The sequence below is a fragment of the Citrobacter amalonaticus genome, from assembly GCF_001559075.2.
In the GTDB taxonomy this organism is placed as follows: domain Bacteria; phylum Pseudomonadota; class Gammaproteobacteria; order Enterobacterales; family Enterobacteriaceae; genus Citrobacter_A; species Citrobacter_A amalonaticus_F.
This window is the reverse complement of record NZ_CP014015.2, coordinates 3,494,951-3,516,472: the sequence shown is the minus strand read 5'-3', so window position 1 is coordinate 3,516,472 and position 21,522 is coordinate 3,494,951. Positions and strand designations below refer to the sequence as shown.

The 21,522-nt window shown below is 54.4% G+C and carries 19 protein-coding genes, 5 tRNA genes and 1 other RNA gene; 9 read left to right on the top strand and 16 right to left on the bottom strand.

Features of this window, described 5'->3' with window-relative positions; translation table 11 throughout:
• Nucleotides 1-7: 7 nt before the first annotated feature.
• A complete protein-coding gene (locus AL479_RS16970) occupies nucleotides 8-1,486 on the top strand; it encodes an acetyl-CoA hydrolase/transferase family protein (protein ID WP_061076903.1) in 1,479 nt (492 codons plus the stop codon).
• On the opposite strand, the gene srsR is transcribed toward AL479_RS16970, so the two are convergent.
• Nucleotides 1,483-2,379 carry a LysR family transcriptional regulator SrsR gene (srsR, locus tag AL479_RS16965; RefSeq protein WP_061076902.1) on the bottom strand — a complete coding sequence of 299 codons (897 nt, stop codon included), beginning with the start codon at nucleotides 2,377-2,379 and terminating at the stop codon, nucleotides 1,483-1,485. The genes AL479_RS16970 and srsR overlap by 4 nt on opposite strands.
• A gap of 247 nt (nucleotides 2,380-2,626) precedes the next feature.
• Here srsR and modF point away from each other — a divergent pair, with 247 nt between their 5' ends.
• The 6 genes from modF to gpmA all read left to right on the top strand — a co-directional run bounded on the left by modF (nucleotide 2,627) and on the right by gpmA (nucleotide 9,546).
• Nucleotides 2,627-4,099, top strand: coding sequence for a molybdate ABC transporter ATP-binding protein ModF (gene modF, locus AL479_RS16960; protein WP_061076901.1), 1,473 nt, complete (start codon nucleotides 2,627-2,629; stop codon nucleotides 4,097-4,099).
• A gap of 206 nt (nucleotides 4,100-4,305) precedes the next feature.
• On the top strand, nucleotides 4,306-5,322 hold the full coding sequence (galE, locus tag AL479_RS16955) for a UDP-glucose 4-epimerase GalE (RefSeq protein ID WP_054176163.1): 1,017 nt from the start codon (nucleotides 4,306-4,308) through the stop codon (nucleotides 5,320-5,322).
• Between the two features lie 8 nt (nucleotides 5,323-5,330).
• Nucleotides 5,331-6,377, top strand: coding sequence for a galactose-1-phosphate uridylyltransferase (gene galT, locus AL479_RS16950; RefSeq protein ID WP_061076900.1), 1,047 nt, complete (start codon nucleotides 5,331-5,333; stop codon nucleotides 6,375-6,377).
• 2 nt (nucleotides 6,378-6,379) lie between these two features.
• Nucleotides 6,380-7,528 carry a galactokinase gene (gene galK, locus AL479_RS16945; RefSeq protein WP_061076899.1) on the top strand — a complete coding sequence of 383 codons (1,149 nt, stop codon included), beginning with the start codon at nucleotides 6,380-6,382 and terminating at the stop codon, nucleotides 7,526-7,528.
• Nucleotides 7,522-8,562, top strand: a complete 1,041-nt coding sequence (gene galM / locus AL479_RS16940) for a galactose-1-epimerase (RefSeq protein WP_061076898.1) — start codon at nucleotides 7,522-7,524, stop codon at nucleotides 8,560-8,562. The genes galK and galM overlap by 7 nt, the downstream gene beginning before the upstream one ends.
• A gap of 231 nt (nucleotides 8,563-8,793) precedes the next feature.
• Entirely contained in the window at nucleotides 8,794-9,546 is a 753-nt protein-coding gene (gene gpmA, locus AL479_RS16930) for a 2,3-diphosphoglycerate-dependent phosphoglycerate mutase (protein ID WP_061076897.1), read from the top strand.
• A 42-nt stretch (nucleotides 9,547-9,588) separates the two neighbouring features.
• Here gpmA and AL479_RS16925 read toward each other — a convergent pair whose 3' ends face one another.
• The 3 genes from AL479_RS16925 to aroG form a co-directional block, all read right to left on the bottom strand.
• A complete protein-coding gene (locus tag AL479_RS16925) occupies nucleotides 9,589-10,353 on the bottom strand; it encodes an ABC transporter ATP-binding protein (protein WP_105291772.1) in 765 nt (254 codons plus the stop codon).
• A complete protein-coding gene (locus tag AL479_RS16920; protein ID WP_102602235.1) occupies nucleotides 10,350-11,417 on the bottom strand; it encodes a FecCD family ABC transporter permease in 1,068 nt (355 codons plus the stop codon). The genes AL479_RS16925 and AL479_RS16920 overlap by 4 nt, the downstream gene beginning before the upstream one ends.
• A gap of 151 nt (nucleotides 11,418-11,568) precedes the next feature.
• Nucleotides 11,569-12,621 carry a 3-deoxy-7-phosphoheptulonate synthase AroG gene (gene aroG, locus AL479_RS16915; RefSeq protein ID WP_061076896.1) on the bottom strand — a complete coding sequence of 351 codons (1,053 nt, stop codon included), beginning with the start codon at nucleotides 12,619-12,621 and terminating at the stop codon, nucleotides 11,569-11,571.
• A 317-nt stretch (nucleotides 12,622-12,938) separates the two neighbouring features.
• Here aroG and AL479_RS16905 point away from each other — a divergent pair, with 317 nt between their 5' ends.
• Both AL479_RS16905 and zitB read left to right on the top strand, forming a co-directional pair.
• Nucleotides 12,939-13,313 carry a YbgS-like family protein gene (locus AL479_RS16905; RefSeq protein WP_061076895.1) on the top strand — a complete coding sequence of 125 codons (375 nt, stop codon included), beginning with the start codon at nucleotides 12,939-12,941 and terminating at the stop codon, nucleotides 13,311-13,313.
• A gap of 108 nt (nucleotides 13,314-13,421) precedes the next feature.
• Nucleotides 13,422-14,363: a CDF family zinc transporter ZitB gene (gene zitB, locus AL479_RS16900; protein WP_061076894.1), complete on the top strand. Its 942-nt coding sequence runs from the start codon at nucleotides 13,422-13,424 to the stop codon at nucleotides 14,361-14,363.
• Here the strand turns inward: zitB and pnuC are convergent.
• The 12 genes from pnuC to tolA form a co-directional block, all read right to left on the bottom strand.
• Nucleotides 14,360-15,079: a nicotinamide riboside transporter PnuC gene (pnuC, locus tag AL479_RS16895; RefSeq protein WP_102602238.1), complete on the bottom strand. Its 720-nt coding sequence runs from the start codon at nucleotides 15,077-15,079 to the stop codon at nucleotides 14,360-14,362. The two genes, zitB and pnuC, sit on opposite strands and share 4 nt — an antisense overlap.
• 25 nt (nucleotides 15,080-15,104) lie before the next feature.
• Nucleotides 15,105-16,148, bottom strand: coding sequence for a quinolinate synthase NadA (nadA, locus tag AL479_RS16890; protein ID WP_061076893.1), 1,044 nt, complete (start codon nucleotides 16,146-16,148; stop codon nucleotides 15,105-15,107).
• Between the two features lie 302 nt (nucleotides 16,149-16,450).
• A non-coding RNA gene (locus AL479_RS16885) (RtT sRNA) lies at nucleotides 16,451-16,577 on the bottom strand.
• 29 nt (nucleotides 16,578-16,606) lie between these two features.
• A tRNA-Lys gene (locus AL479_RS16880) sits at nucleotides 16,607-16,682 on the bottom strand.
• 131 nt (nucleotides 16,683-16,813) lie between these two features.
• Nucleotides 16,814-16,889: transfer RNA gene (locus AL479_RS16875), tRNA-Lys, on the bottom strand.
• A gap of 163 nt (nucleotides 16,890-17,052) precedes the next feature.
• Nucleotides 17,053-17,128: transfer RNA gene (locus tag AL479_RS16870), tRNA-Lys, on the bottom strand.
• Nucleotides 17,129-17,131: 3 nt separating this feature from the next.
• Nucleotides 17,132-17,207: transfer RNA gene (locus AL479_RS16865), tRNA-Val, on the bottom strand.
• A 36-nt stretch (nucleotides 17,208-17,243) separates the two neighbouring features.
• Nucleotides 17,244-17,319 (bottom strand) — tRNA-Lys (locus AL479_RS16860).
• Between the two features lie 164 nt (nucleotides 17,320-17,483).
• Nucleotides 17,484-18,278, bottom strand: a complete 795-nt coding sequence (cpoB, locus tag AL479_RS16855; protein WP_061076892.1) for a cell division protein CpoB — start codon at nucleotides 18,276-18,278, stop codon at nucleotides 17,484-17,486.
• Nucleotides 18,279-18,287: 9 nt separating this feature from the next.
• Nucleotides 18,288-18,806, bottom strand: coding sequence for a peptidoglycan-associated lipoprotein Pal (gene pal / locus AL479_RS16850; RefSeq protein ID WP_006685431.1), 519 nt, complete (start codon nucleotides 18,804-18,806; stop codon nucleotides 18,288-18,290).
• A gap of 34 nt (nucleotides 18,807-18,840) precedes the next feature.
• Nucleotides 18,841-20,133, bottom strand: a complete 1,293-nt coding sequence (gene tolB, locus AL479_RS16845; RefSeq protein ID WP_043001339.1) for a Tol-Pal system beta propeller repeat protein TolB — start codon at nucleotides 20,131-20,133, stop codon at nucleotides 18,841-18,843.
• A 131-nt stretch (nucleotides 20,134-20,264) separates the two neighbouring features.
• Nucleotides 20,265-21,473 (bottom strand): cell envelope integrity protein TolA, encoded by a 1,209-nt coding sequence (gene tolA, locus AL479_RS16840; protein ID WP_061076891.1) that lies wholly within the window; start codon nucleotides 21,471-21,473, stop codon nucleotides 20,265-20,267.
• Between the last annotated feature and the right edge of the window lie 49 nt (nucleotides 21,474-21,522).

Below are 21,522 nucleotides of genomic sequence, written 5' to 3'. Positions count from 1 at the left end.
ACAAGATATGAAAGACCCCTGGTCACGGATGAGCGCCGACGACGCGGCGCAGGTAATCGAGCACAATGCGATGGTTGCTTTCAGCGGCTTTACCCCCGCCGGTTCTCCCAAAGCACTCCCTGCGGCTATCGCCCGCCGCGCCAGTGAGCTACATCAGGCGCAGCAACCGTTTCAGATTCGCTTATTGACGGGAGCGTCTATTGGCGCTGCCGCCGATGACGCGCTGTCCGAAGCTGACGCCATCTCATGGCGCGCCCCCTATCAGACGTCAGGCAGTCTTCGGCAAAAAATCAATCAGGGTCAGGTACGATTTGTAGACCTGCATCTGAGTGAAGTGGCGCAGATGGTGAACTATGGTTTCTTTGGCGATATTGACGTCGCGGTGATTGAAGCCTCGGCGATCACGCCTGACGGACGGGTCTGGCTCACCAGCGGGATCGGCAATGCGCCCACCTGGCTGCTACGGGCGAAGAAAGTCATCATTGAGCTGAATCACTACCACAACCCACGCGTCGCTGAACTGGCTGATATCGTTATTCCCGGCGCACCGCCGCGTCGCAACAGCGTCCCCATTTATCATGCGATGGATCGCGTGGGCGCCCGGTACGTGCAGATTGATCCCAACAAGATTGTTGCGGTAGTCGATACAGAACTCCCCGACGGCGGAAACGTGCTCGATAACGCCAATCCTGTCTGCCCGCAAATCGCCGATAACGTCGTAATGTTTCTGCTGGAAGAGATGGCGCGCGGGCGGATCCCTGCGGAGTTTCTGCCACTGCAAAGCGGTGTGGGTAATATCAATAATGCCGTGATGGCGCGGCTGGGTGAGAACCCGGATATTCCATCTTTTATGATGTATTCGGAGGTGTTGCAGGAGTCCGTCGTGCATTTACTGGAAACGGGAAAAATCACCGGAGCCAGCGCGTCCAGTCTGACAGTATCCGCCGATTCCTTGTGGAAGATTTATGACAATATGGACTTCTTCGCCAGCCGTATTGTGCTTCGCCCACAGGAAATCTCCAATAATCCGGAAATTATCCGCCGTCTTGGCGTCATAGCTCTCAATGTCGGGCTGGAGTTTGATATCTACGGCCACGCCAACTCAACGCACGTGGCTGGTGTGAATCTGATGAACGGCATTGGCGGCAGCGGTGATTTTGAGCGCAACGCCTACCTGTCTATTTTTATGGCGCCGTCCATCGCCAAAGGCGGCAAGATTTCCACTATCGTCCCCATGTGCAGCCACGTTGATCACAGCGAGCACAGCGTGAAGGTGATCATCACCGAACAGGGGATCGCCGATCTGCGGGGACTCTCACCGCTACAACGGGCGCACACGATCATCGATAACTGTGCACATCCTCTCTATCAGGACTATCTACACCGCTATCTCGCCAGTGCGCCTGGCGGGCACATTCATCACGATCTCAACCATGTGTTCGATCTGCACCGCAATCTGATCGAACACGGTTCGATGCTCGGCTAAGCCATCTCTGCGCCACGATCTTCCGCAATATGCTGAAGCATCGTGGCGGTATAGCGATGGTTTTTCAGAGAGTAAAGGTACTCCTGCATATACATCGTACCGCCGGGCGCATCGAAATACTTCAACGTCGCCGGATTCACCAGACGCCAGGCAAACCAGGGGATCACGGTCAGAAACTGCCCGCGCTCTACCGCGCTTATCTTCGCCATAAAGCTGTAGGGACGATAGATGATCGTTGGGTTAATGCCGCATGGCCGCATATGCGCTTCCAGTATCGCTTCAAAATTGGCCCGATTCTGAAAGCGCATTTGCAGCCAGGGCAGTTCGCGCAAAAGCTCCTGCGGCTGTTTATCCTCGTAGCGACGGGAAACAAGAAACCCCAGACGCAGCGGTTTCAACTCACTGATGGTCAGATTATCCAGCTCCTGCACGCGAGCCGAAACATACTGTGGCGAAATGATAAAATCGAGCTGGCGGCTAAACAGGTTATCAATGACTTCATTCTCGCTGAACTCAACAGACTTTACGGTCACACCGTTATACTTGTCGCCCAGACTGATCAACTGGTCGAAAATAATCGTTGGGTAGGTGTTGTCGACGCCAATGACTATGTTGCGCGAACCACGCGCAGCGTGATGAATTTCATTATCGATCGCCGACAGGGACTGATAAATCGGAAACAGTTTCTGGTACAACTCCTGCCCGGCCTTGTTCAGGCTTATGCTGTTGTCTTTACGGGTAAATAGCGTATAGCCAATTTGATCTTCCAGCGCAGAGATGCTTTTACCAAATGGCGATGCCGTCATGTGTATTTTCTCAGCCGCTCTGGCGATATTATTGGTTTGCGCCAACAGGATGAAATTACGCATTTTTTTCGAGATAAAAACATCCATAAAACACTCCATCATTCATCGCCATGACATCTCTACTGGCTGCGAAAAAATACTGGATAACGCGTCGCCCTTTTTTGCAGTTGCTCACAAAATAGCGATAGTTCTGTCGCCGTAATCGCCGCATGGCACAGATACCTACATCGATTTTAAAGCGCCGTTTTTTTACCCGCCGTCACGCTAATCACATTGACATTCCTCCCCGGAACACGTATCCCTGTCATTCATTGCTGCAAAAAATGGGATACAAATGTCATCGTTGCATATTTCGCAAGGCACGTTTCGTCTTAGCGACACAAAAACGCTTCACCTGGATTCCGTGACGTTAAATGCGGGTGAGAGTTGGGCGTTTGTCGGTTCGAACGGAAGCGGGAAATCGGCGCTGGCACGCGCGCTGGCCGGCGAATTGTCGCTGCTCAAGGGCGAACGCCTGTGTACGTTCTCACGGATAACCCGTCTCTCCTTCGAGCAACTGCAGAAACTGGTCAGCGATGAATGGCAGCGTAATAACACCGATATGCTCAGTCCTGGCGAAGAGGATACCGGACGAACCACGGCGGAAATCATTCAGGACGAAGTGAAAAACCCGGCCCTCTGCGCAACGCTGGCGCAGCAGTTTGGTATCACTCATCTGCTCGATCGCCGCTTTAAATATCTTTCTACCGGCGAAACGCGCAAAACGTTGCTCTGCCAGGCGCTGATGGCTGAGCCGGACCTGTTGATTCTGGATGAGCCGTTTGACGGTCTCGACGTCGCTTCCCGCCAGCAACTGGCAGGACTGCTTGAAACGCTACATCAGTCAGGTATCACGCTGGTGCTGGTGTTGAACCGTTTCGATGAGATCCCGGCATTCGTTCAGTATGCCGGTGTACTGGTCGACTGCACCTTAACGGAAACCGGGGCGAGAGCCGACTTACTCCAGCAGGCGCTGATCGCGCAACTTGCGCATAGCGAGCGACTGGAAGGGGTGGCATTACCTGAAGCCGACGAACCCGCCGCCTACCCTGTTCTGGCTGCCGATACGCCGCGGATCATCCTCCGGGATGGCGTCGTGTCATATAACGATCGCCCTATTCTCGATCGTCTGAGCTGGCAGGTCGATCCCGGCGAACACTGGCAGATTGTCGGCCCCAACGGAGCAGGAAAATCGACGCTGCTCAGCCTGATCACCGGCGACCATCCGCAGGGTTACAGCAACGATCTGACGCTATTTGGCCGTCGTCGCGGCAGTGGTGAAACTATCTGGGATATCAAAAAGCACATTGGCTACGTCAGTAGCAGTCTGCATCTCGACTACCGGGTGAGCACCACGGTGCGCAATGTGATTCTGTCGGGCTATTTCGATTCCATCGGGATTTATCAGGCCGTGTCGGATCGTCAACAAAAACTCGCGCAGCAGTGGCTGGACATTCTGGGACTCGACAAACGCACTGCCGACGCGCCGTTTCATAGTCTCTCCTGGGGACAACAGCGACTGGCGCTGATCGCCCGTGCGCTGGTTAAGCACCCGACCCTGCTGATTCTCGACGAACCCTTACAGGGACTGGATCCACTAAACCGCCAGCTTATTCGTCGCTTTGTCGATGTGTTGATTAGCGAGGGCGACACGCAACTGCTGTTTGTCTCCCATCACGCTGAAGATGCGCCTGCCTGTATTACCCACCGTCTGGAGTTTGTGCCAGACGGCGAGACCTATACCTATCAGCAAACGCGGCTGCGTTAGTTTTCATCCGTGGGCGCGAAAGCGCCCTTTTTTTTCGGATAAAAGGCGCAATCATTCTTAAAGTTAATGATTTATAATCGATTAATTGATGACTCAGCGTGAGAAATCGCGAGTGTAAACGATTCCACTATTTTATTCCATGTCACACTTTTCGCATCTTTGTTATGCTATGGTAATTCCATACCATAAGCTTAACGGAGCGAATTATGAGAGTTCTGGTCACCGGTGGTAGCGGTTACATAGGAAGTCATACTTGTGTACAGTTGCTGAAAAACGGTCATGACGTCATCATCCTGGATAACCTCTGCAACAGTAAGCGCAGCGTACTGCCTGTTATTGAACGTCTGAGCGGCAAACATCCGACGTTTGTTGAAGGCGATATCCGCAACGAAGCGCTGATGACGGAGATCCTGCACGATCACGCCATTGACACCGTCATCCATTTTGCCGGACTGAAGGCCGTCGGCGAATCCGTTGCAAAGCCGCTGGAATACTATGACAACAACGTCAACGGAACGCTGCGACTGATTAGCGCCATGCGCGCCGCCGGCGTCAAAAACTTCATTTTCAGCTCATCGGCAACCGTCTACGGCGACCAGCCGAAAATCCCTTATGTCGAAAGCTTCCCGACCGGTACGCCGCAAAGTCCTTACGGCAAAAGCAAGCTGATGGTCGAGCAGATCCTCACCGATCTGCAAAAAGCCCAGCCGGAGTGGAGCATCGCGCTGCTGCGCTATTTCAACCCGGTCGGCGCACATCCATCAGGCGACATGGGCGAAGACCCGCAGGGCATCCCAAATAACCTGATGCCGTACATCGCCCAGGTTGCGGTAGGCCGTCGCGATTCGCTCGCCATTTTTGGCAATGACTACCCGACCGAAGACGGCACCGGCGTACGCGATTACATCCATGTGATGGATCTCGCTGACGGCCACGTTGCCGCGATGGAAAAACTGGCAGGCAAACAGGGTGTCCATATTTACAACCTCGGGGCAGGCGTCGGCAGCAGCGTGCTGGACGTGGTCAATGCCTTCAGTAAAGCCTGCGGCAAACCGGTGAATTATCATTTTGCTCCGCGTCGCGATGGCGACCTGCCAGCCTACTGGGCAGATGCCAGCAAAGCCGACCGCGAACTGGACTGGCGCGTAACGCGCACGCTTGATGAAATGGCGCAGGACACCTGGCACTGGCAGTCGCGTCATCCGCAGGGATACGAGGATTAAGAAACATCATGAGTCAATTCAACCCCGTCGATCATCCGCATCGTCGTTTTAATCCGCTCACCGGACAGTGGATTCTGGTGTCGCCGCATCGCGCCAAGCGCCCCTGGCAGGGGGCGCAAGAAACGCCTTCTAACGAGGTGCTGCCAGCACACGATCCAGACTGTTTCCTGTGCGCGGGCAATACCCGCGTCACCGGCGATAAGAATCCGGATTACAGCGGAACGTTTGTGTTCACCAACGACTTTGCCGCGCTGATGACGGATACGCCTGACGCGCCGGACAGTCACGACCCGCTGATGCGCTGCCAGAGCGCACGCGGCACCAGTCGCGTTATTTGCTTTTCACCGGATCACAGTAAAACCCTGCCGGAGCTTAGCGTTCCTGCCCTGACCGAAATAGTGAAAACCTGGCAAGAGCAAACCGCTGACCTCGGGAAACGTTATCCCTGGGTACAGGTCTTTGAAAACAAAGGCGCGGCGATGGGCTGCTCGAATCCCCACCCCCACGGCCAGATTTGGGCCAACAGTTTCCTGCCAAACGAAGCTGAACGCGAAGATCGTCTGCAAAAAGCCTACTTTGCTGAACAGGGCTCGCCGATGCTGGTTGACTATGTGCAGCGCGAGCTGGCTGACGGCAGCCGTACGGTAGTAGAAACCGATCACTGGCTGGCTGTCGTCCCTTACTGGGCGGCATGGCCGTTCGAAACGCTATTACTGCCGAAAGCGCATGTGCTGCGCATTACCGATTTGACCGACGAACAGCGCGCAGACCTTGCGCTGGCGTTGAAAAAACTGACCAGTCGTTACGACAACCTGTTCCAGTGCTCTTTCCCCTATTCGATGGGCTGGCACGGCGCGCCGTTTAACGGTGCAGAGAACGAACACTGGCAGCTACACGCGCACTTTTATCCGCCGCTGCTGCGTTCCGCAACCGTCCGCAAATTTATGGTCGGTTACGAAATGCTGGCCGAAACCCAGCGCGATCTTACAGCGGAACAAGCGGCAGAGCGTCTGCGCGCGGTCAGCGACATCCATTTTCGCGAATCCGGAGTATAAAAATGAGTCTGAAAGAGAAAACACAATCTCTGTTTGCTGAAAAATTCGGCTACCCTGCAACCCACACTATTCAGGCGCCAGGCCGCGTCAATCTCATCGGTGAACATACCGATTATAACGACGGCTTTGTGTTGCCCTGCGCCATTGATTATCAAACCGTCATCAGCTGCGCTGCCCGCAACGACCGTCAGATCCGCGTCATTGCGGCCGACTACGATAATCAGACTGACGAGTTCTCCCTTGATGCTCCTGTCGTGACCCATGACAGCCAGCAGTGGGCAAACTATGTACGCGGCGTGGTGAAGCACCTGCTCAAACGCGACAGCAGCTTTGGCGGCGCGGACCTGGTGATCAGCGGTAATGTCCCGCAGGGCGCGGGTCTGAGCTCTTCTGCCTCGCTGGAAGTAGCTGTCGGTACCGTGTTCCAGCAGCTTTACCATCTGCCACTGGACGGCGCACAGATTGCGCTCAACGGTCAGGAAGCGGAAAACCAGTTTGTCGGCTGTAACTGCGGGATTATGGATCAGCTCATTTCTGCGCTGGGCAAGAAAGATCATGCCCTGCTGATCGACTGCCGTACGCTGGGCACTAAAGCGGTCTCCATGCCAGAAGGCGTAGCGATCGTCATCATCAACAGCAACTTTAAGCGCACGCTGGTCGGTAGCGAGTACAACACTCGCCGTCAGCAATGCGAAACAGGCGCGCGATTCTTCCAGCAGCCAGCCCTGCGTGATGTCAGCCTGGATGCCTTTAACGCCGTGGCGAACGAACTGGACCCACTGGTTGCCAAACGCGTCCGTCACGTGTTAACTGAGAATGCGCGTACTGTTGAAGCCGCCAGCGCGCTGGAAAAAGGCGATCTGCAACGCATGGGGCAACTGATGGCCGAATCGCACGCCTCAATGCGTGATGATTTCGAAATCACCGTGCCGCAGATTGATACGCTGGTTGACATCGTCAAAGCCACAATTGGCGAGAAGGGCGGTGTCCGCATGACCGGCGGTGGATTTGGCGGTTGTGTTGTGGCGCTGATCCCGGAAGCGCTGGTCCCTGCCGTCCAGCAAGCCGTGGCTGAACAGTACGAAGCTAAAACCGGTATCAAAGAAACATTCTATGTGTGCAAACCATCACAAGGAGCAGGACAGTGCTGAATGAAACACCCGCACTGGCACCCGATGGTCAGCCGTACCGCCTGTTAACCCTGCGCAATAGCGCGGGGATGGTGGTCACGCTGATGGACTGGGGTGCTACGTTACTCTCGGCCCGCATTCCTCTTTCCGACGGCGGCGTGCGTGAAGCGCTGCTGGGCTGCGCCAGTCCGGAGCATTATCAGGATCAGTCGGCGTTTCTGGGCGCCTCAATTGGTCGTTACGCCAACCGCATTGCCGACAGCCGCTACACCCTCAACGGGGAAATGGTTACTCTGCAACCGAGCCAGGGCGTCAACCAGTTACACGGCGGGCCGGACGGATTTGATAAACGCCGCTGGCAAATTGTTAACCACAATGAACGTCAGGTTCTGTTTGCCATAAGCTCAGACGATGGCGATCAGGGCTTTCCAGGCAACCTCTGTGCGACGGTGCAGTATCGTCTGACCGATGACAACCGCATCTCGATTACCTATCGCGCGACAGTGGATAAGCCGTGCCCGGTCAATCTGACCAACCACGTCTACTTCAACCTTGATGGCGATCAGACCGACGTGCGTAATCATAAGCTGCAACTTCTGGCGGATGAGTATCTGCCGGTGGATGAAGGCGGGATCCCACGCGACGGCCTGAAACCGGTCGCCGGAACCTCTTTTGATTTCCGCACCGCGAAAGTGATCGCCAGCGAATTTCTTGCCGATGACGACCAGCGCAAAGTGAAGGGTTACGATCACGCTTTCCTGTTGCAGGCAAAAGGCGACAGTAAAAAGCCGGTTGCCCTGCTCGCTTCGCAAGACGGAAAGTTGCAGATGGAGGTCTACACCTCGGCCCCGGCGCTACAGTTTTACTCCGGTAACTTTCTCGGCGGCACCTCTTCACGCGGACCGAACGCCTACGACGATTATCAGGGCCTGGCGCTGGAGAGCGAATTCCTGCCAGATAGCCCGAACCATCCGGAATGGCCGCAACCAGACTGCGTTCTGCGCCCCGGAGAGGAGTACGCCAGCCTGACGGAATATCGCTTTATTGCTTCCTGATGGTGTGACGCAACCCGTGCAAAATGCCCGATAGCGCCTGCGTATCGGGCTTTAGATACCGCATCTTGCTCAAATCCCCACCACTCAAAGACAAAATCGCAACTCAGAGTTCACAAGAACCTTACACTGCTGCACTATTTTCGCTATGGTTATGCGTAAGCATTGCCGCTGCCCCGTCACGGCAATATAATGAGAATTATTATCATTCGATAAAGCTTGAGGAGTGAGAGTATGGCTGTAACTAAGCTGGTTCTGGTACGCCACGGCGAAAGCCAGTGGAACAATGAAAACCGCTTCACCGGTTGGTATGACGTTGACCTGTCCGAGAAAGGCGTGGGCGAAGCGAAAGCAGCAGGCAAACTGCTGAAGGCTGAAGGCTATAGCTTCGATTTTGCTTATACCTCCGTGCTGAAACGTGCCATCCACACGCTGTGGAACGTACTGGATGAACTGGATCAGGCCTGGCTGCCGGTCGAGAAATCCTGGAAACTGAACGAACGTCACTACGGTGCGTTGCAGGGTCTGAACAAAGCAGAAACCGCTGAGAAATACGGTGACGAGCAGGTTAAACAGTGGCGTCGTGGTTTCGCGGTGACCCCGCCGGAGCTGACCAAAGATGACGAACGTTATCCGGGACATGATCCGCGCTATGCCAAGCTGACCGAAAAAGAATTGCCGCTGACCGAGAGCCTGGCGCTGACCATCGATCGCGTGATCCCTTACTGGAACGACACCATTCTGCCACGCATGAAGAGCGGCGAGCGCGTCATCATCGCGGCGCACGGTAACTCCCTGCGCGCGCTGGTGAAATACCTCGACAACCTGAGCGAAGACGAAATCCTCGAACTGAACATCCCGACCGGCGTGCCGCTGGTGTATGAGTTCGACGAAAACTTCAAACCGCTCAAGCGCTACTATCTGGGTAATGCCGACGAGATCGCAGCGAAAGCCGCTGCCGTCGCCAACCAGGGTAAAGCGAAGTAAAAGTGTCGCCGGATAGCGGCTTGCGCCCTGTCCGGCCATTTTCTATACCCTAATCACGCCATCCAGTACCACCTGCGCCCTGCCCTGTGAGCAACACTCTACGCGGGCCCGGACGTTATACACTTGCGCCAGACTTTCTGCTGTGATGACCTTTTCCGGCTCGCCGCTGGCGACCCGCTTTCCGTCTTTAAGCATCAGCACATGTTCACTGTGGCGCAGCGCGATATTGATATCATGCACTACCACCACCGTGACCATATTACGCCGTCGTGTTTCGCGACGAACGACATCCATCACATGAAACTGGTAGTTCAAATCCAACGCACTCAGGGGTTCATCAAGCAACAACAAATCGGGATGACGGATCAGTGATTGCGCCAGTCCCACAAGTTGCCGTTGTCCTCCGGAAAGCTGATCAAGGTAGTGCAATGCCAGAGAGGTAATTCCCAGTTGCTCGAGGATCGCCAGCACCTGTTCATCATCACGTTTACCCAACGCCCGCTGCGCGACATGGATCGACTCCAGAACATGCAAATGCACGCCCTGTGGCAGCGACTGAGGCAAAAACACGACTTTCCCGGCCCGCTCGGCGAGCGACAGCGCCGACAGGTTCTCTCCGTCCAGTAACATTTCGCCGCGAGCTTTACCCAGCCCGGCCAGCGCGCGTAACAAGGTCGATTTCCCACAGCCGTTCGGCCCCAGCAGCGCCGTAATTTTACCGCGCGGCAGTTCATCGACGCTAAGATCGTCAATCACCGGTCGTTCTGGATAGCCCGCAGTGACGCCCCGCAGGATCAAGCCACTCATGACATACTCCCCCGGTGACGCAAAATAATGCTCAGAAAGAACGGGACGCCCACCAGCGAGGTGACAATCCCCACCGGTATGATGATACCGGGAAGGATGTTTTTCGAAGCGACAGAGGCCAGAGAGAGCACCAGTCCGCCTGTCAGAATACTGCCAGGCAGATAGAAACGGTGATCTTCACCAAACAGCAGACGTGATATGTGTGGCGCCACCAGGCCAATAAAGCCAATCGGGCCGACGAAGGCTACTGAGAGTGCGGACAGCAAACTGATGCGCAGCAGCGATGACAGGCGCAAGCGACGCACGTCGATACCAAAGCTCATCGCCCGTTCTTCCCCCAAACGCAGCGCGGTCAGTTGCCAGGCGCTACGCATTGACCACATCCCGACGCAAATAAATGCCAGCGCCAGTACGCCCATTTTTTCCCACGACGCCCGCGCCAGGCTGCCCATTGTCCAGAATACCAGTCCCTGCAACGTATCCTCATCAGCCACGAACTGCATCATCGAGACCAGCGCGTTGAAGGTAAAGACCAGCGCGATACCAAACAGCACCACGCCGGAGGTCGCCACCCGGGTCCAGCGGGTAATGCCGTCGAGCAACAGGGCAGAGAGCAGCGCAAAAATGAACGCATTCGCCGGAATGAACCACGCGGCAGGAATACCGGGAATGCCGATCCCCAGTACAATCGCCAGCGCCGCGCCAAACGCCGCCGCCGAAGAGACGCCCAGCGTGAACGGACTCGCCAGCGGATTATTCAGGATGGTCTGCATTTCAGCCCCCGCCAGCCCCAGCGCCATGCCAACCAACAGTGCCATGAGGGCGTACGGCAGACGAATCTCCCAGACGATAACCCGGGTGCCACCGCTGGCGCTCGTCGGATGAATCAGCGTTTGCCAGAGTTCACCGATCGGCAGTCCAGATGGGCCGAGCGTAAAGTCCAGTAGCAGCGAGCCAACAATTGCCATCACGATCATCAGCACCAGCAGTACGCGCTTGCGGATGACCTTGCGATATTGCGTGTTAATGACATCGTCAATGGCTGTCTGAGGAAGAAGAGACATAGCGGGATAGCAGATGCGTTTGCGAATGAAGGCCGGATTATAGCGCAATTGCCACTCGCTATATAAAAAAATATATTCCGAAACGCGAATACGCTCGGCGAAGAGACAAAAAAGCCGACTCCAGAAGTCGGCTTGTCAGGTTGCAGACGCGTTATCCGCGACGCGCTTTTACCGCATCCGCAAGCTGGCGCAGGATGATGTCGGTATCTTCCCAGTTAATGCAGGCATCGGTAATGCTTTTGCCGTACACCAGCGGCTCACCGCTGTCCGGGTTCTGATTGCCTTCAACCAGATGGCTTTCGATCATCACGCCCATAATCGCAGTCTCACCGTTTGCAATTTGCTGGCATACGTCAGCCCCGACTTCCATCTGCTTTTTAAACTGCTTACAAGAGTTGGCATGGCTGAAATCAATCATGATTTGCGCAGGAAGACCCGCTTTCGCCAGACCTTCTTTCACCGCCGCGACATGTGTAGCGCTGTAGTTCGGCTCTTTGCCGCCGCGCAGAATGATATGGCAATCGCCGTTACCGCTGGTGTTCACAATAGCAGAGTGACCCCATTTGGTGACCGACAGGAAGCAGTGCGGTGCACCGGCGGCGTTGATGGCATCAATCGCCACTTTAATGGTGCCATCGGTACCGTTCTTGAAACCGACCGGACAAGAGAGACCCGACGCCAGCTCACGGTGAACCTGAGATTCGGTGGTACGCGCGCCAATCGCGCCCCAGCTCATCATATCCGCCAGATATTGCGGGGTGATCATATCGAGGAATTCACCTGCCGTCGGCAGGCCGCTGTCGTTAATATCCAGCAGCAGCTTACGCGCAATGCGCAAACCGTCATTGATCTGGAAGCTGTTATCCATGTGCGGATCGTTAATCAGCCCTTTCCAGCCAACGGTCGTACGCGGTTTTTCAAAGTAGACACGCATGACGATTTCCAGCTCGCCTTTCAGCGCTTCGCGCAGCGCCAGCAGACGACCCGCGTACTCTTTCGCCGCCACAGGATCATGAATTGAGCACGGCCCAATCACCACCAGCAGGCGATCGTCATTCCCTTTCAAAATTTTGTGAATGGCTTTACGCGCATGGGCAACCGTGTTGGCGGCATTTTCTGTAGCGGGGAATTTTTCCAGCAGTGCGACAGGGGGTAATAACTCGTTGATCTCTTTAATACGTAAATCGTCGTTCTGATAATTCATGATTATTCCAGCGTTGCCATACTTATCTAAATGAATGCAATCCCTCCAATCTATATCCTCAGCCAAAAAGTGTAAACGGGCTTTTACACTTCGAACGGATTAATCCTGGAATTCAGCTAAAAAACGCCACAAAGTAGCGAAAAATGAGATCTAACCTACAATTTTTAACTGTAACCACTCTGTTTATGAATCTTTTCAAGATTCTCTGCTGAGCCTTTGCGCTCGTTTGAGATCTTTAACCATTGCCTGCCCCTTTGACTGGCACATGCACTGTTGGAAGACGTTCTCCGACAACTCAACCAAAACAGGAGCATCTTATGCGAATGACAAAACTGGCCTCACTTTTCCTGACCGCCACGCTCAGCCTTGCCAGCGGCGCTGCGCTGGCCGCCGAATCCAGCACCCAAAGTAATAATGGCCAGGCGAATGCCGCCGCTGACGCCGGCCAGGTCGCCCCGGATGCAAAAGAAAACGTGGCTCCGAATAATGTTGATAACGACAATATCAATTCAGGCGGCACGATGCTGCATCCAAATGGCTCTTCCATGAATCACGAGGGAATGACCCAGGATGAGGTGCACAAAAACACAATGTGTAAGGACGGCCGCTGCCCGGACATGAACAAAAAAGTGGAAACCGGTGACGGTATGAACAACGGTGTTGATAGCAAAACCGATGGCACCACGCAGTAAAACTGAAAACAAGCTAATAGGAGAGCGCGAGCTCTCCTTTTTATTTTATTCGTCCAGAAACGGTATGATGTCATACAGTTAAGATGAAAATAACTAAGGGATGACATTATGGCGCACTCACACTCTCATTCTGCCCCTCACCTGCCCGAGGATGGCAATGCTCGCCGCCTGCTGCTCGCGTTTTGCATCACGGCGGGCTTTATGTTGCTGGAGGTGGTGGGCGGGATTTTATCCGGTTCACTGGCGCTGCTCGCCGACGCCGGGCATATGCTGACCGATGCCGCCGCACTGTTGTTTGCGCTATTGGCCGTTCAGTTCGCCCGCCGACCGCCGACTATCCGCCACACCTTTGGCTGGCTGAGACTGACGACGCTGGCCGCTTTCGTCAATGCGATTGCGTTGGTCGTGATTACGATTTTAATCGTCTGGGAGGCGATTGAGCGCTTCTACACGCCGCTTCCGGTGGCGGGCGGCATGATGATGGTCATCGCTGTCGCCGGATTGCTGGCGAATATCCTTGCCTTCTGGATCCTGCATCGCGGCAGCGAAGAGAAAAACCTGAACGTACGCGCTGCGGCATTGCATGTGATGGGGGATTTATTAGGTTCGGTCGGGGCCATCATCGCGGCGGTGATTATCATCTGGACCGGCTGGACGCCTGCCGACCCCATTCTGTCGGTACTGGTCTCACTGCTGGTTCTGCGCAGCGCGTGGCGCTTATTGAAAGATAGCGTGAATGAATTGCTGGAAGGCGCCCCGGTTTCGCTGGATATCGCTGCGCTGCAGCGCCACCTCAGCCGGGAGCTCCCTGAAGTGCGAAACGTCCATCACGTACACGTGTGGATGGTGGGTGAGAAACCGGTCATGACCCTGCATGTACAGGTGATCCCGCCGCACGATCATGACGGACTGCTGGAACGCATCCAGCACTTTCTGATTCATCATTACCAGATTGAACACGCCACCATTCAGATGGAATATCAGCCCTGTCACGGGCCGGACTGCGATCTAAATCAGAAAGTGTCCGACCATTCACATCACCACCACTAATGGGACAGCGCGTGTGAGCCTCGTTCGCGCGCGCTGTTAATCCACATCCGGCTACCGTTAAGCGCAATAAAGGTCAGGATCAGGTACTCCAGCGACATCGCATAGACCCCCTGCAGGGCAAAGATCACGACGCTAATCACATTGATCACCACCCAGAGCAGCCAGTTCTCAACGTATTTGCGGGTCATCAGGATCATCGCCACAATCGACAGCACCATCATGCAGGAATCCCAGAACGGGAAGGCATCGGGCTGTAAATCCGGTACGGCAACCTGTAAACCCAGCATCTGCATGATCGTTACTGCGATACGGGTCAGAAAATCAAAGACCGGGTCGATATAGACCGTCATCAGACCGATCGCCGCCACACAAACCGCCAGCCAGCCCAGCGCCTTCGGCAGAGGCAGCCAGCGAATCTTAAGTTCTGCCTCGTTCTGCGTGGTCTGCCGCGACCACGCATACCAGCCGTAAATGTTGGCGGCGAAAAAGAAAAGCTGCAACAGCAGGCTGGCGTAGAGCTGGATCTGGAAAAAGATGATCGCAAACAGCGTGACGTTAATCAGGCCAAAAGCGTAGTTGCTGATCTTCTCCATACTGGCGAGACCAATGCACAACAACCCCGCGATAGTACCTACCGCTTCGATCCACGACAGATCGTAACCCCCAGCACCCATTGGTATATGTACCAGAATGTTCTGCGTGCTAAAAAAGTCCATCTTTTCCCCCGGAGCGTGTGATTATCTACGCACGTAGTGTAGCCGCAAATTCCAGCATACGGTTTAACGGCGCTAATGCGCCTTCTCGCAGCGCTTCGTCAACGTGTATCTCATGTGTCTGCCTACCCTGCTCCAACCCCTCAGCGATTGCTTTGAGGCCGTTCATCGCCATCCACGGACAGTGCGCACAGCTGCGACAGGTAGCGCCTTCTCCGGCAGTGGGCGCTTCCAGCAGCTCTTTACCCGGTACCGCCTGCTGCATTTTGTAGAAAATACCCCGATCGGTAGCGACAATAAGTTGTTGATGTGGCAGCGTTTTGGCTGCATTAATGAGCTGACTGGTGGAACCAACAGCATCGGCCATATCCACTATTGCCTGCGGTGATTCCGGGTGAACCAGGATCGCGGCATCCGGGTACAGACCTTTCATGCGACTCAACGCCTGCGTTTTGAACTCGTCATGGACGATGCACGCCCCTTGCCAGCAGAGGACATCCGCCCCTGTCTGCTTTTGAACATATTTCCCGAGATGACGATCCGGTGCCCAGATGATTTTTTCACCCAAACTATCCAGATGCTCAATCAGTTCAACCGCGATACTGGACGTCACCACCCAGTCGGCGCGAGCCTTAACCGCCGCGGAGGTATTGGCGTAAACCACGACAGTGCGATCCGGATGGGCATCGCAGAACGCGCTGAATGCGTCGATCGGACAGCCAAGATCCAGCGAGCATTCCGCTTCGAGGGTCGGCATTAAAATGGTTTTTTCCGGGCTGAGAATTTTGGCCGTCTCGCCCATAAAGCGTACGCCTGCAACGAGCAGCGTCGAGGCGGGATGATTGGCGCCAAAGCGGGCCATCTCCAGTGAGTCAGAAATGCAGCCGCCGGTCTCTTCGGCCAGTTGCTGGATTTCGGGGTCGGTGTAATAGTGCGCAACCATCACCGCATCACGCTCTTTCAGCAGGCGCTTGATTTTTTCGCGGTAGAACGCTTTTTCATCGGCGCTCAGCGGTACCGGCTTCGGCGGAAACGGATAGATTGCGGCTTCAGGGTCAAACATCACGCTCATCATGCTTTCTCGTTTTACTGGCTTAACGAATTAACCGACTTAAGGCGTGATGCATGCCATGATCGGTCATATTTGTTTTATATGCTAAACAAGATAGCGGATTGAGCGGCAAAAGTCACAACAATTGCGCTTGATAACGCCGGATGGCGACTGACGTCTTATCCGGCCTACAAGGCATAACCATTGACCAGATCAATCATTGACAGGCCTGACAAGCGAAACGCCATCAGACGTTACGCAGGTTCGAGAATCGTTACATTCTGCGCATAGCAAAAAGGCGCCGCCAGCGCCCTCTTTTGCACTGGTGGGTCGTGCAGGATGACTCGCTTCGCTCGCCCTTCGGGCCGTCGCCGCCAGCGGCTCCGTTGTCTCACTGCGTGAGACCCGAACCTGCTACAGGTTCGAATCATTACATTCTGTGCATAGCAAAAAGGCGCCTTTAGGGCGCCTTTTTACACTGGTGGGTCGTGCAGGATTCGAACCTGCGACCAATTGATTAAAAGTCAACTGCTCTACCAACTGAGCTAACGACCCCTTACGGGATTTTCTTACTTAATCATTCAGGATGGTGGGTCGTGCAGGATGACTCGGCTTCGCCTCGCCCTTCGGGCCGTTGCTGTTGCAACGTTATCCTTCACGTTCTCTACCAGTAACCACCTTAATATTGGTGGGTCGTGCAGGATTCGAACCTGCGACCAATTGATTAAAAGTCAACTGCTCTACCAACTGAGCTAACGACCCATTCGGGTGTTGCCTGAAAGATTTGTTTTTTTACTCGGCACCAATTTAATATTCGATGTTAAATTGGTGGGTCGTGCAGGATGACTCGGCTTCGCCTCGCCCTACGGGCCGTTGCTGAAGCAACGTTATCCTCCACGTTTAACATCTGAGTTTGATGTTAAATTGGTGGGTCGTGCAGGATTCGAACCTGCGACCAATTGATTAAAAGTCAACTGCTCTACCAACTGAGCTAACGACCCGAGTGGTGGGTGATGACGGGATCGAACCGCCGACCCCCTCCTTGTAAGGGAGGTGCTCTCCCAGCTGAGCTAATCACCCAATACTACGCTGGATACTACTGACTAACTTTATTAGTGGTGGGTCGTGCAGGATTCGAACCTGCGACCAATTGATTAAAAGTCAACTGCTCTACCAACTGAGCTAACGACCCACTTTTGCGCTGCTTTTGGTTTGTTTGATATCCCTTGGCAACGGCGGCATATATTACTGATTTAAGATTTGAGCGCAACAAAAATTTCGATGTAGATCACTCAACTGCTTAGGAATCGCACGACACGACCAGAAATAATTCGATTTCTGGTCGCATGCTGTGCATTACATCGCGCCAAGACGTTTCTGCGCTTGTTTTGCGCCTTCGGTGCCTGGGTATTTGCTGATAACCTGCTGATATACCGCTTTTGCTTTCGCGGCGTCACCTTTGTCCTGCATGATCACGCCGACTTTATACATCGCGTCAGCAGCCTTAGGTGACTTCGGGTAGTTTTTCACTACCGAAGCAAAATAAAACGCGGCATCATCTTTTTTACCCTTGTTGTAATTCAACTGACCGAGCCAGTAGTTGGCATTCGGCTGATAAGTCGAATCAGGGTACTTTTTGATGAAGTTCTGGAATGCCACAATTGCATCATCCTGACGGGATTTATCCTGCACCAGGGCAATTGCCGCATTGTAATCGGTATTCGCGTCACCGCTTTGTACTGGCGCCCCCGACGTCGCAGCACCTGCGTCAGGCGCAGACGTCGCTGCCCCCGCTGCTGCTCCGCTCTGATCGCCGCTTGCAGGCTGCGCGGAAGCACCACCGCTGCTCAGACTATCCATCTGTAACAGGATCTGCTTCTGACGCTCAACTACCTGATTCAGTTGATACTGACTTTCCTGAATTTGACCACGCAGGGAGTCTATATCGGCCTGATTATCAGAGAGTTGCTGCTGGAGTTGGGTTAAAAGCTGGCTGTGAGCGTTAGAAATACGCTCGAGTTGAGTGACACGGTCTTCGACCGAGCCTGAGCCGACACTACTGATTGGCGCCTGAGCAAAAGCGGCCCAGGGGGCCGCTATGCCAACCAGTAACGACAGACTCAACAGATGATGTCTGAAGTTACTGCTCATGCAATTCTCTTAGTAAACCAGTACGGCACGACGGTTTTTGGAGTAAGCCGCTTCGTCGTGACCCAGTACTGCAGGTTTTTCTTTACCGTAAGAAACGATGGAGATCTGGTCAGCAGAAACGCCTTTACCCTGCAGGTACATCTTAACAGCGTTCGCACGACGTTCACCCAGGGAGATGTTGTACTCAGGAGTACCACGTTCGTCCGCGTGACCTTCTACGGTGACTTTGTAAGACGGGTTGCTACGCAGGAAGTTAGCGTGCGCATCCAGCATTGCAGCGAAGTCAGAACGGATATCGTACTTGTCCAGATCGAAGTAAACGATGTTGTTCTGCTGCAGCTGCTGCATCTGCAGACGAGCCTGCTCTTCGGAGGACATGTTGCCGCTGCCGTTTGCATCCATACCAGTGCCGGCACCCAGCATGCCTTCGCTGCCGTCATTGCTGGCGTTCTTGTTAGAAGAACATGCCGCAATAGCCATAACAGGCAGAGCGATCATCAGCCCTTTCAGCACTTTGTTCAGTTGCATTTCAATGATTCCTTTATTAATCAATTATTTATTATCACAGATACGGCGACCAGGCAGGGAATTTAACCTGTCCATCAGTTGCCGGAAGACGCGCTTTGAAACGCCCATCTGTAGAAACCAAATTCAGCACGGATCCCATCCCCTGAGAAGAGCTGTAGATTACCATAGTGCCGTTAGGTGCCAGACTTGGCGTTTCGTCCAGGAACGTTGACGACAGAACTTGTACGCCACCCGCTACCAGATCTTGTTTGGCAATGTGCTGCTGACCATTGGCCGAACTTACCATTACCATAAATTTGCCGTCGCTGCTGACATCAGCATCCTGGTTTTGTGAACCTTCCCAGGTAATACGCTGCGGAGCACCGCCGTTAACGTTAACTTTATACACTTGCGGACGACCCGCCTGATCCGATGTAAAGGCCAGGTTCTGGCTGTCCGGGAACCAGGTTGGCTCCGTATTGTTGCTGCGACCATCGGTCACCTGACGGATCTGACCAGAGCCGATATCCATCACGTACAGGTTCAGACTCCCGGTTTTTGACAGGGCAAACGCCAGTTTGCTGCCATCCGGAGAGAATGCAGGCGCACCGTTGTGACGCGGGAATGACGCAACCTGACGGACCGCGCCGTTAGACAACGTCTGGATAACCAGCGCAGAACGACCGCTTTCGAAGGTGACATACGCCAGTTTAGAACCGTCCGGAGACCAGGCCGGAGACATCAACGGCTGCGGTGAACGGTGAACCACAAACTGGTTGTAGCCATCGTAGTCAGACACGCGCAGTTCATACGGGAACTGACCGCCGTTGGTCTGAACAACATACGCGATACGGGTACGGAATGCGCCTTTAATCCCGGTCAGCTTCTCAAACACTTCGTCACTGGCAGTATGGCCGGCATAGCGTAGCCACTGCTTGTTTACTTTGTAAGAGTTCTGAGCCAGTACAGTACCCGGCGCGCCGCCGGTGTCAACCAGCTGGTAAGCGACATTGTAAGAACCGTCCGGATTCGGAGTTACCTGACCGACCACGACCGCGTCAATCCCCAGCGCAGACCATGCAGCAGGTTGAACGTCCTGCGCAGTCCCAGGCTGTTGTGGCAAACGAGACCGATCTAACGGATTAAATTTACCGCTGTTGCGCAGGTCCGCGCCAACGATGCCACCGATATCTTCAGGTGCAGCACCCGGCCCTGCCCACTGGAATGGCACAACGCCAATCGGGCGCGCCGAGTCCACCCCTTGGGTTATCTCGATACGTACTTCTGCGTGCAGCACCGCTGCCCACAGCATTAGAAAACCAAATGCTACTCGTAATGCCTGCTTCATCATATCTCCCTTATCCAGGCGATCAGCCCACGATAATTTAGCAGAATGTTAACAAACTCAAATACACAAAACTACCAGAACCCAGCGACTACCGCAGATTGTTTTCCCCGCCATAACGGGGAAAGTTTAGCTTACGGTTTAAAGTCCAGAGGTGCGTTTTTAAACACTTCATATACCGCCTGGCTCGGTGGTTTTGGAATCTTCGCTTGTCGGGCTGCAGCAAGCGCTGCCTGACAAAGCGCGGGATCGCCACCTTCAGACTGGATGTCGAGCAGCATACCGTCTGAAGCCAGTTTTATCCGCAGCGTACAGGTTTTACCTGCATAAGACGATGCGTCGTAGAACTTGCTCTCAATGGCAGATTTAATCTGCCCGGCATAGTTGCTGATATCCGCGCCTGATGCGCCATTATTTTTAGTATTACCACTCCCCGCAGGAGAAGCGTTGTTCCCTTTTGCCCCACCGCCGGTTTTCGGCGCATTCTTACCGGAGCTGAGATCGCCAAGCAGATCGTCAACACCAGATGCCGCGGCTGCTTTTTCAGCAGCGGCCTTTTTGGCCGCAGCGGCTTTATCGGCTGCTGCTTTCTTATCGGCAGCGGCTTTATCGGCTGCAGCTTTTTTATCAGCGGCGGCCTTTTCTGCGGCGGCTTTTTTCTCAGCAGCGGCTTTCTCGGCGGCGGCGGCTTTCGCTGCAGCCGCTTTTTCCGCAGCAGCTTGCTTAGCGGCTTCAGCCTCGGCTTTCTTCTTCGCATCGGCAGCCGCTTTAGCCGCTTCAGCTTCCGCTTTCTTCTTCGCGTCAGCAGCGGCTTTTGCCGCCTCTGCTTCGGCTTTCTTCTGTGCATCCGCCGCGGCTTTCTTCGCGGCTTCTGCGGCTTCTTTCACCTGTGCATCAGCTTTCGCTTTGGCATCCGCTGCCGCTTTCTTCGCCGCTTCTTCAGCCTGTTTCTGCTGTTCCTGCGCTTTCTTCGCGTCGGCTTCAGCCTGCTTCTGCTGTTCCTGAGCCGCTAAACGTTCTTTCTCGATCTGCTTAAGCCGTTCCTGTTCGGCAGCCTGCTTCTCACGAAGCTCTTCCGCCTGCTGCTGCTCCAGTTTTTCACGTTGCTCTTTGGCACGCTGCGCACTTGACTGTTGCTGCTGCTGACGTTCGTACTGCTGAACCACGGCGCCAGGATCAACCATTACGGCATCGATGGAAGAACCGCCGCCGCCGCCGGCTGAAGCCTCAATATGCTCATCGAACGAACTCCAGATCAGGACTGCAAATAGGATGACATGCAGCACCGCTGAAATAATTATCGCCCGTTTGAGCTTGTCGTTTTGTTCGGTTGCCTTTGACACTCTCGGTTCCCAAAAACTGTTCGCCTGTTACACGCTCTCTTTCAAACCA

What these genes read in the sequence shown, in the direction of transcription:
- tolB (WP_043001339.1), bottom strand. Translation starts at nt 20,133, where the DNA reads ATGAAGCAGGCATTACGAGTAGCATTTGGTTTTCTAATGCTGTGGGCA.
- AL479_RS16920 (WP_102602235.1), bottom strand. Translation starts at nt 11,417, where the DNA reads ATGTCTCTTCTTCCTCAGACAGCCATTGACGATGTCATTAACACGCAA.
- galE (WP_054176163.1), top strand. Translation starts at nt 4,306, where the DNA reads ATGAGAGTTCTGGTCACCGGTGGTAGCGGTTACATAGGAAGTCATACT.
- pal (WP_006685431.1), bottom strand. Translation starts at nt 18,806, where the DNA reads ATGCAACTGAACAAAGTGCTGAAAGGGCTGATGATCGCTCTGCCTGTT.
- nadA (WP_061076893.1), bottom strand. Translation starts at nt 16,148, where the DNA reads ATGAGCGTGATGTTTGACCCTGAAGCCGCAATCTATCCGTTTCCGCCG.
- srsR (WP_061076902.1), bottom strand. Translation starts at nt 2,379, where the DNA reads ATGGATGTTTTTATCTCGAAAAAAATGCGTAATTTCATCCTGTTGGCG.
- cpoB (WP_061076892.1), bottom strand. Translation starts at nt 18,278, where the DNA reads ATGAGCAGTAACTTCAGACATCATCTGTTGAGTCTGTCGTTACTGGTT.
- zitB (WP_061076894.1), top strand. Translation starts at nt 13,422, where the DNA reads ATGGCGCACTCACACTCTCATTCTGCCCCTCACCTGCCCGAGGATGGC.
- galK (WP_061076899.1), top strand. Translation starts at nt 6,380, where the DNA reads ATGAGTCTGAAAGAGAAAACACAATCTCTGTTTGCTGAAAAATTCGGC.
- galT (WP_061076900.1), top strand. Translation starts at nt 5,331, where the DNA reads ATGAGTCAATTCAACCCCGTCGATCATCCGCATCGTCGTTTTAATCCG.
- gpmA (WP_061076897.1), top strand. Translation starts at nt 8,794, where the DNA reads ATGGCTGTAACTAAGCTGGTTCTGGTACGCCACGGCGAAAGCCAGTGG.
- aroG (WP_061076896.1), bottom strand. Translation starts at nt 12,621, where the DNA reads ATGAATTATCAGAACGACGATTTACGTATTAAAGAGATCAACGAGTTA.
- AL479_RS16925 (WP_105291772.1), bottom strand. Translation starts at nt 10,353, where the DNA reads ATGAGTGGCTTGATCCTGCGGGGCGTCACTGCGGGCTATCCAGAACGA.
- modF (WP_061076901.1), top strand. Translation starts at nt 2,627, where the DNA reads ATGTCATCGTTGCATATTTCGCAAGGCACGTTTCGTCTTAGCGACACA.
- pnuC (WP_102602238.1), bottom strand. Translation starts at nt 15,079, where the DNA reads ATGGACTTTTTTAGCACGCAGAACATTCTGGTACATATACCAATGGGT.
- AL479_RS16970 (WP_061076903.1), top strand. Translation starts at nt 8, where the DNA reads ATGAAAGACCCCTGGTCACGGATGAGCGCCGACGACGCGGCGCAGGTA.
- AL479_RS16905 (WP_061076895.1), top strand. Translation starts at nt 12,939, where the DNA reads ATGCGAATGACAAAACTGGCCTCACTTTTCCTGACCGCCACGCTCAGC.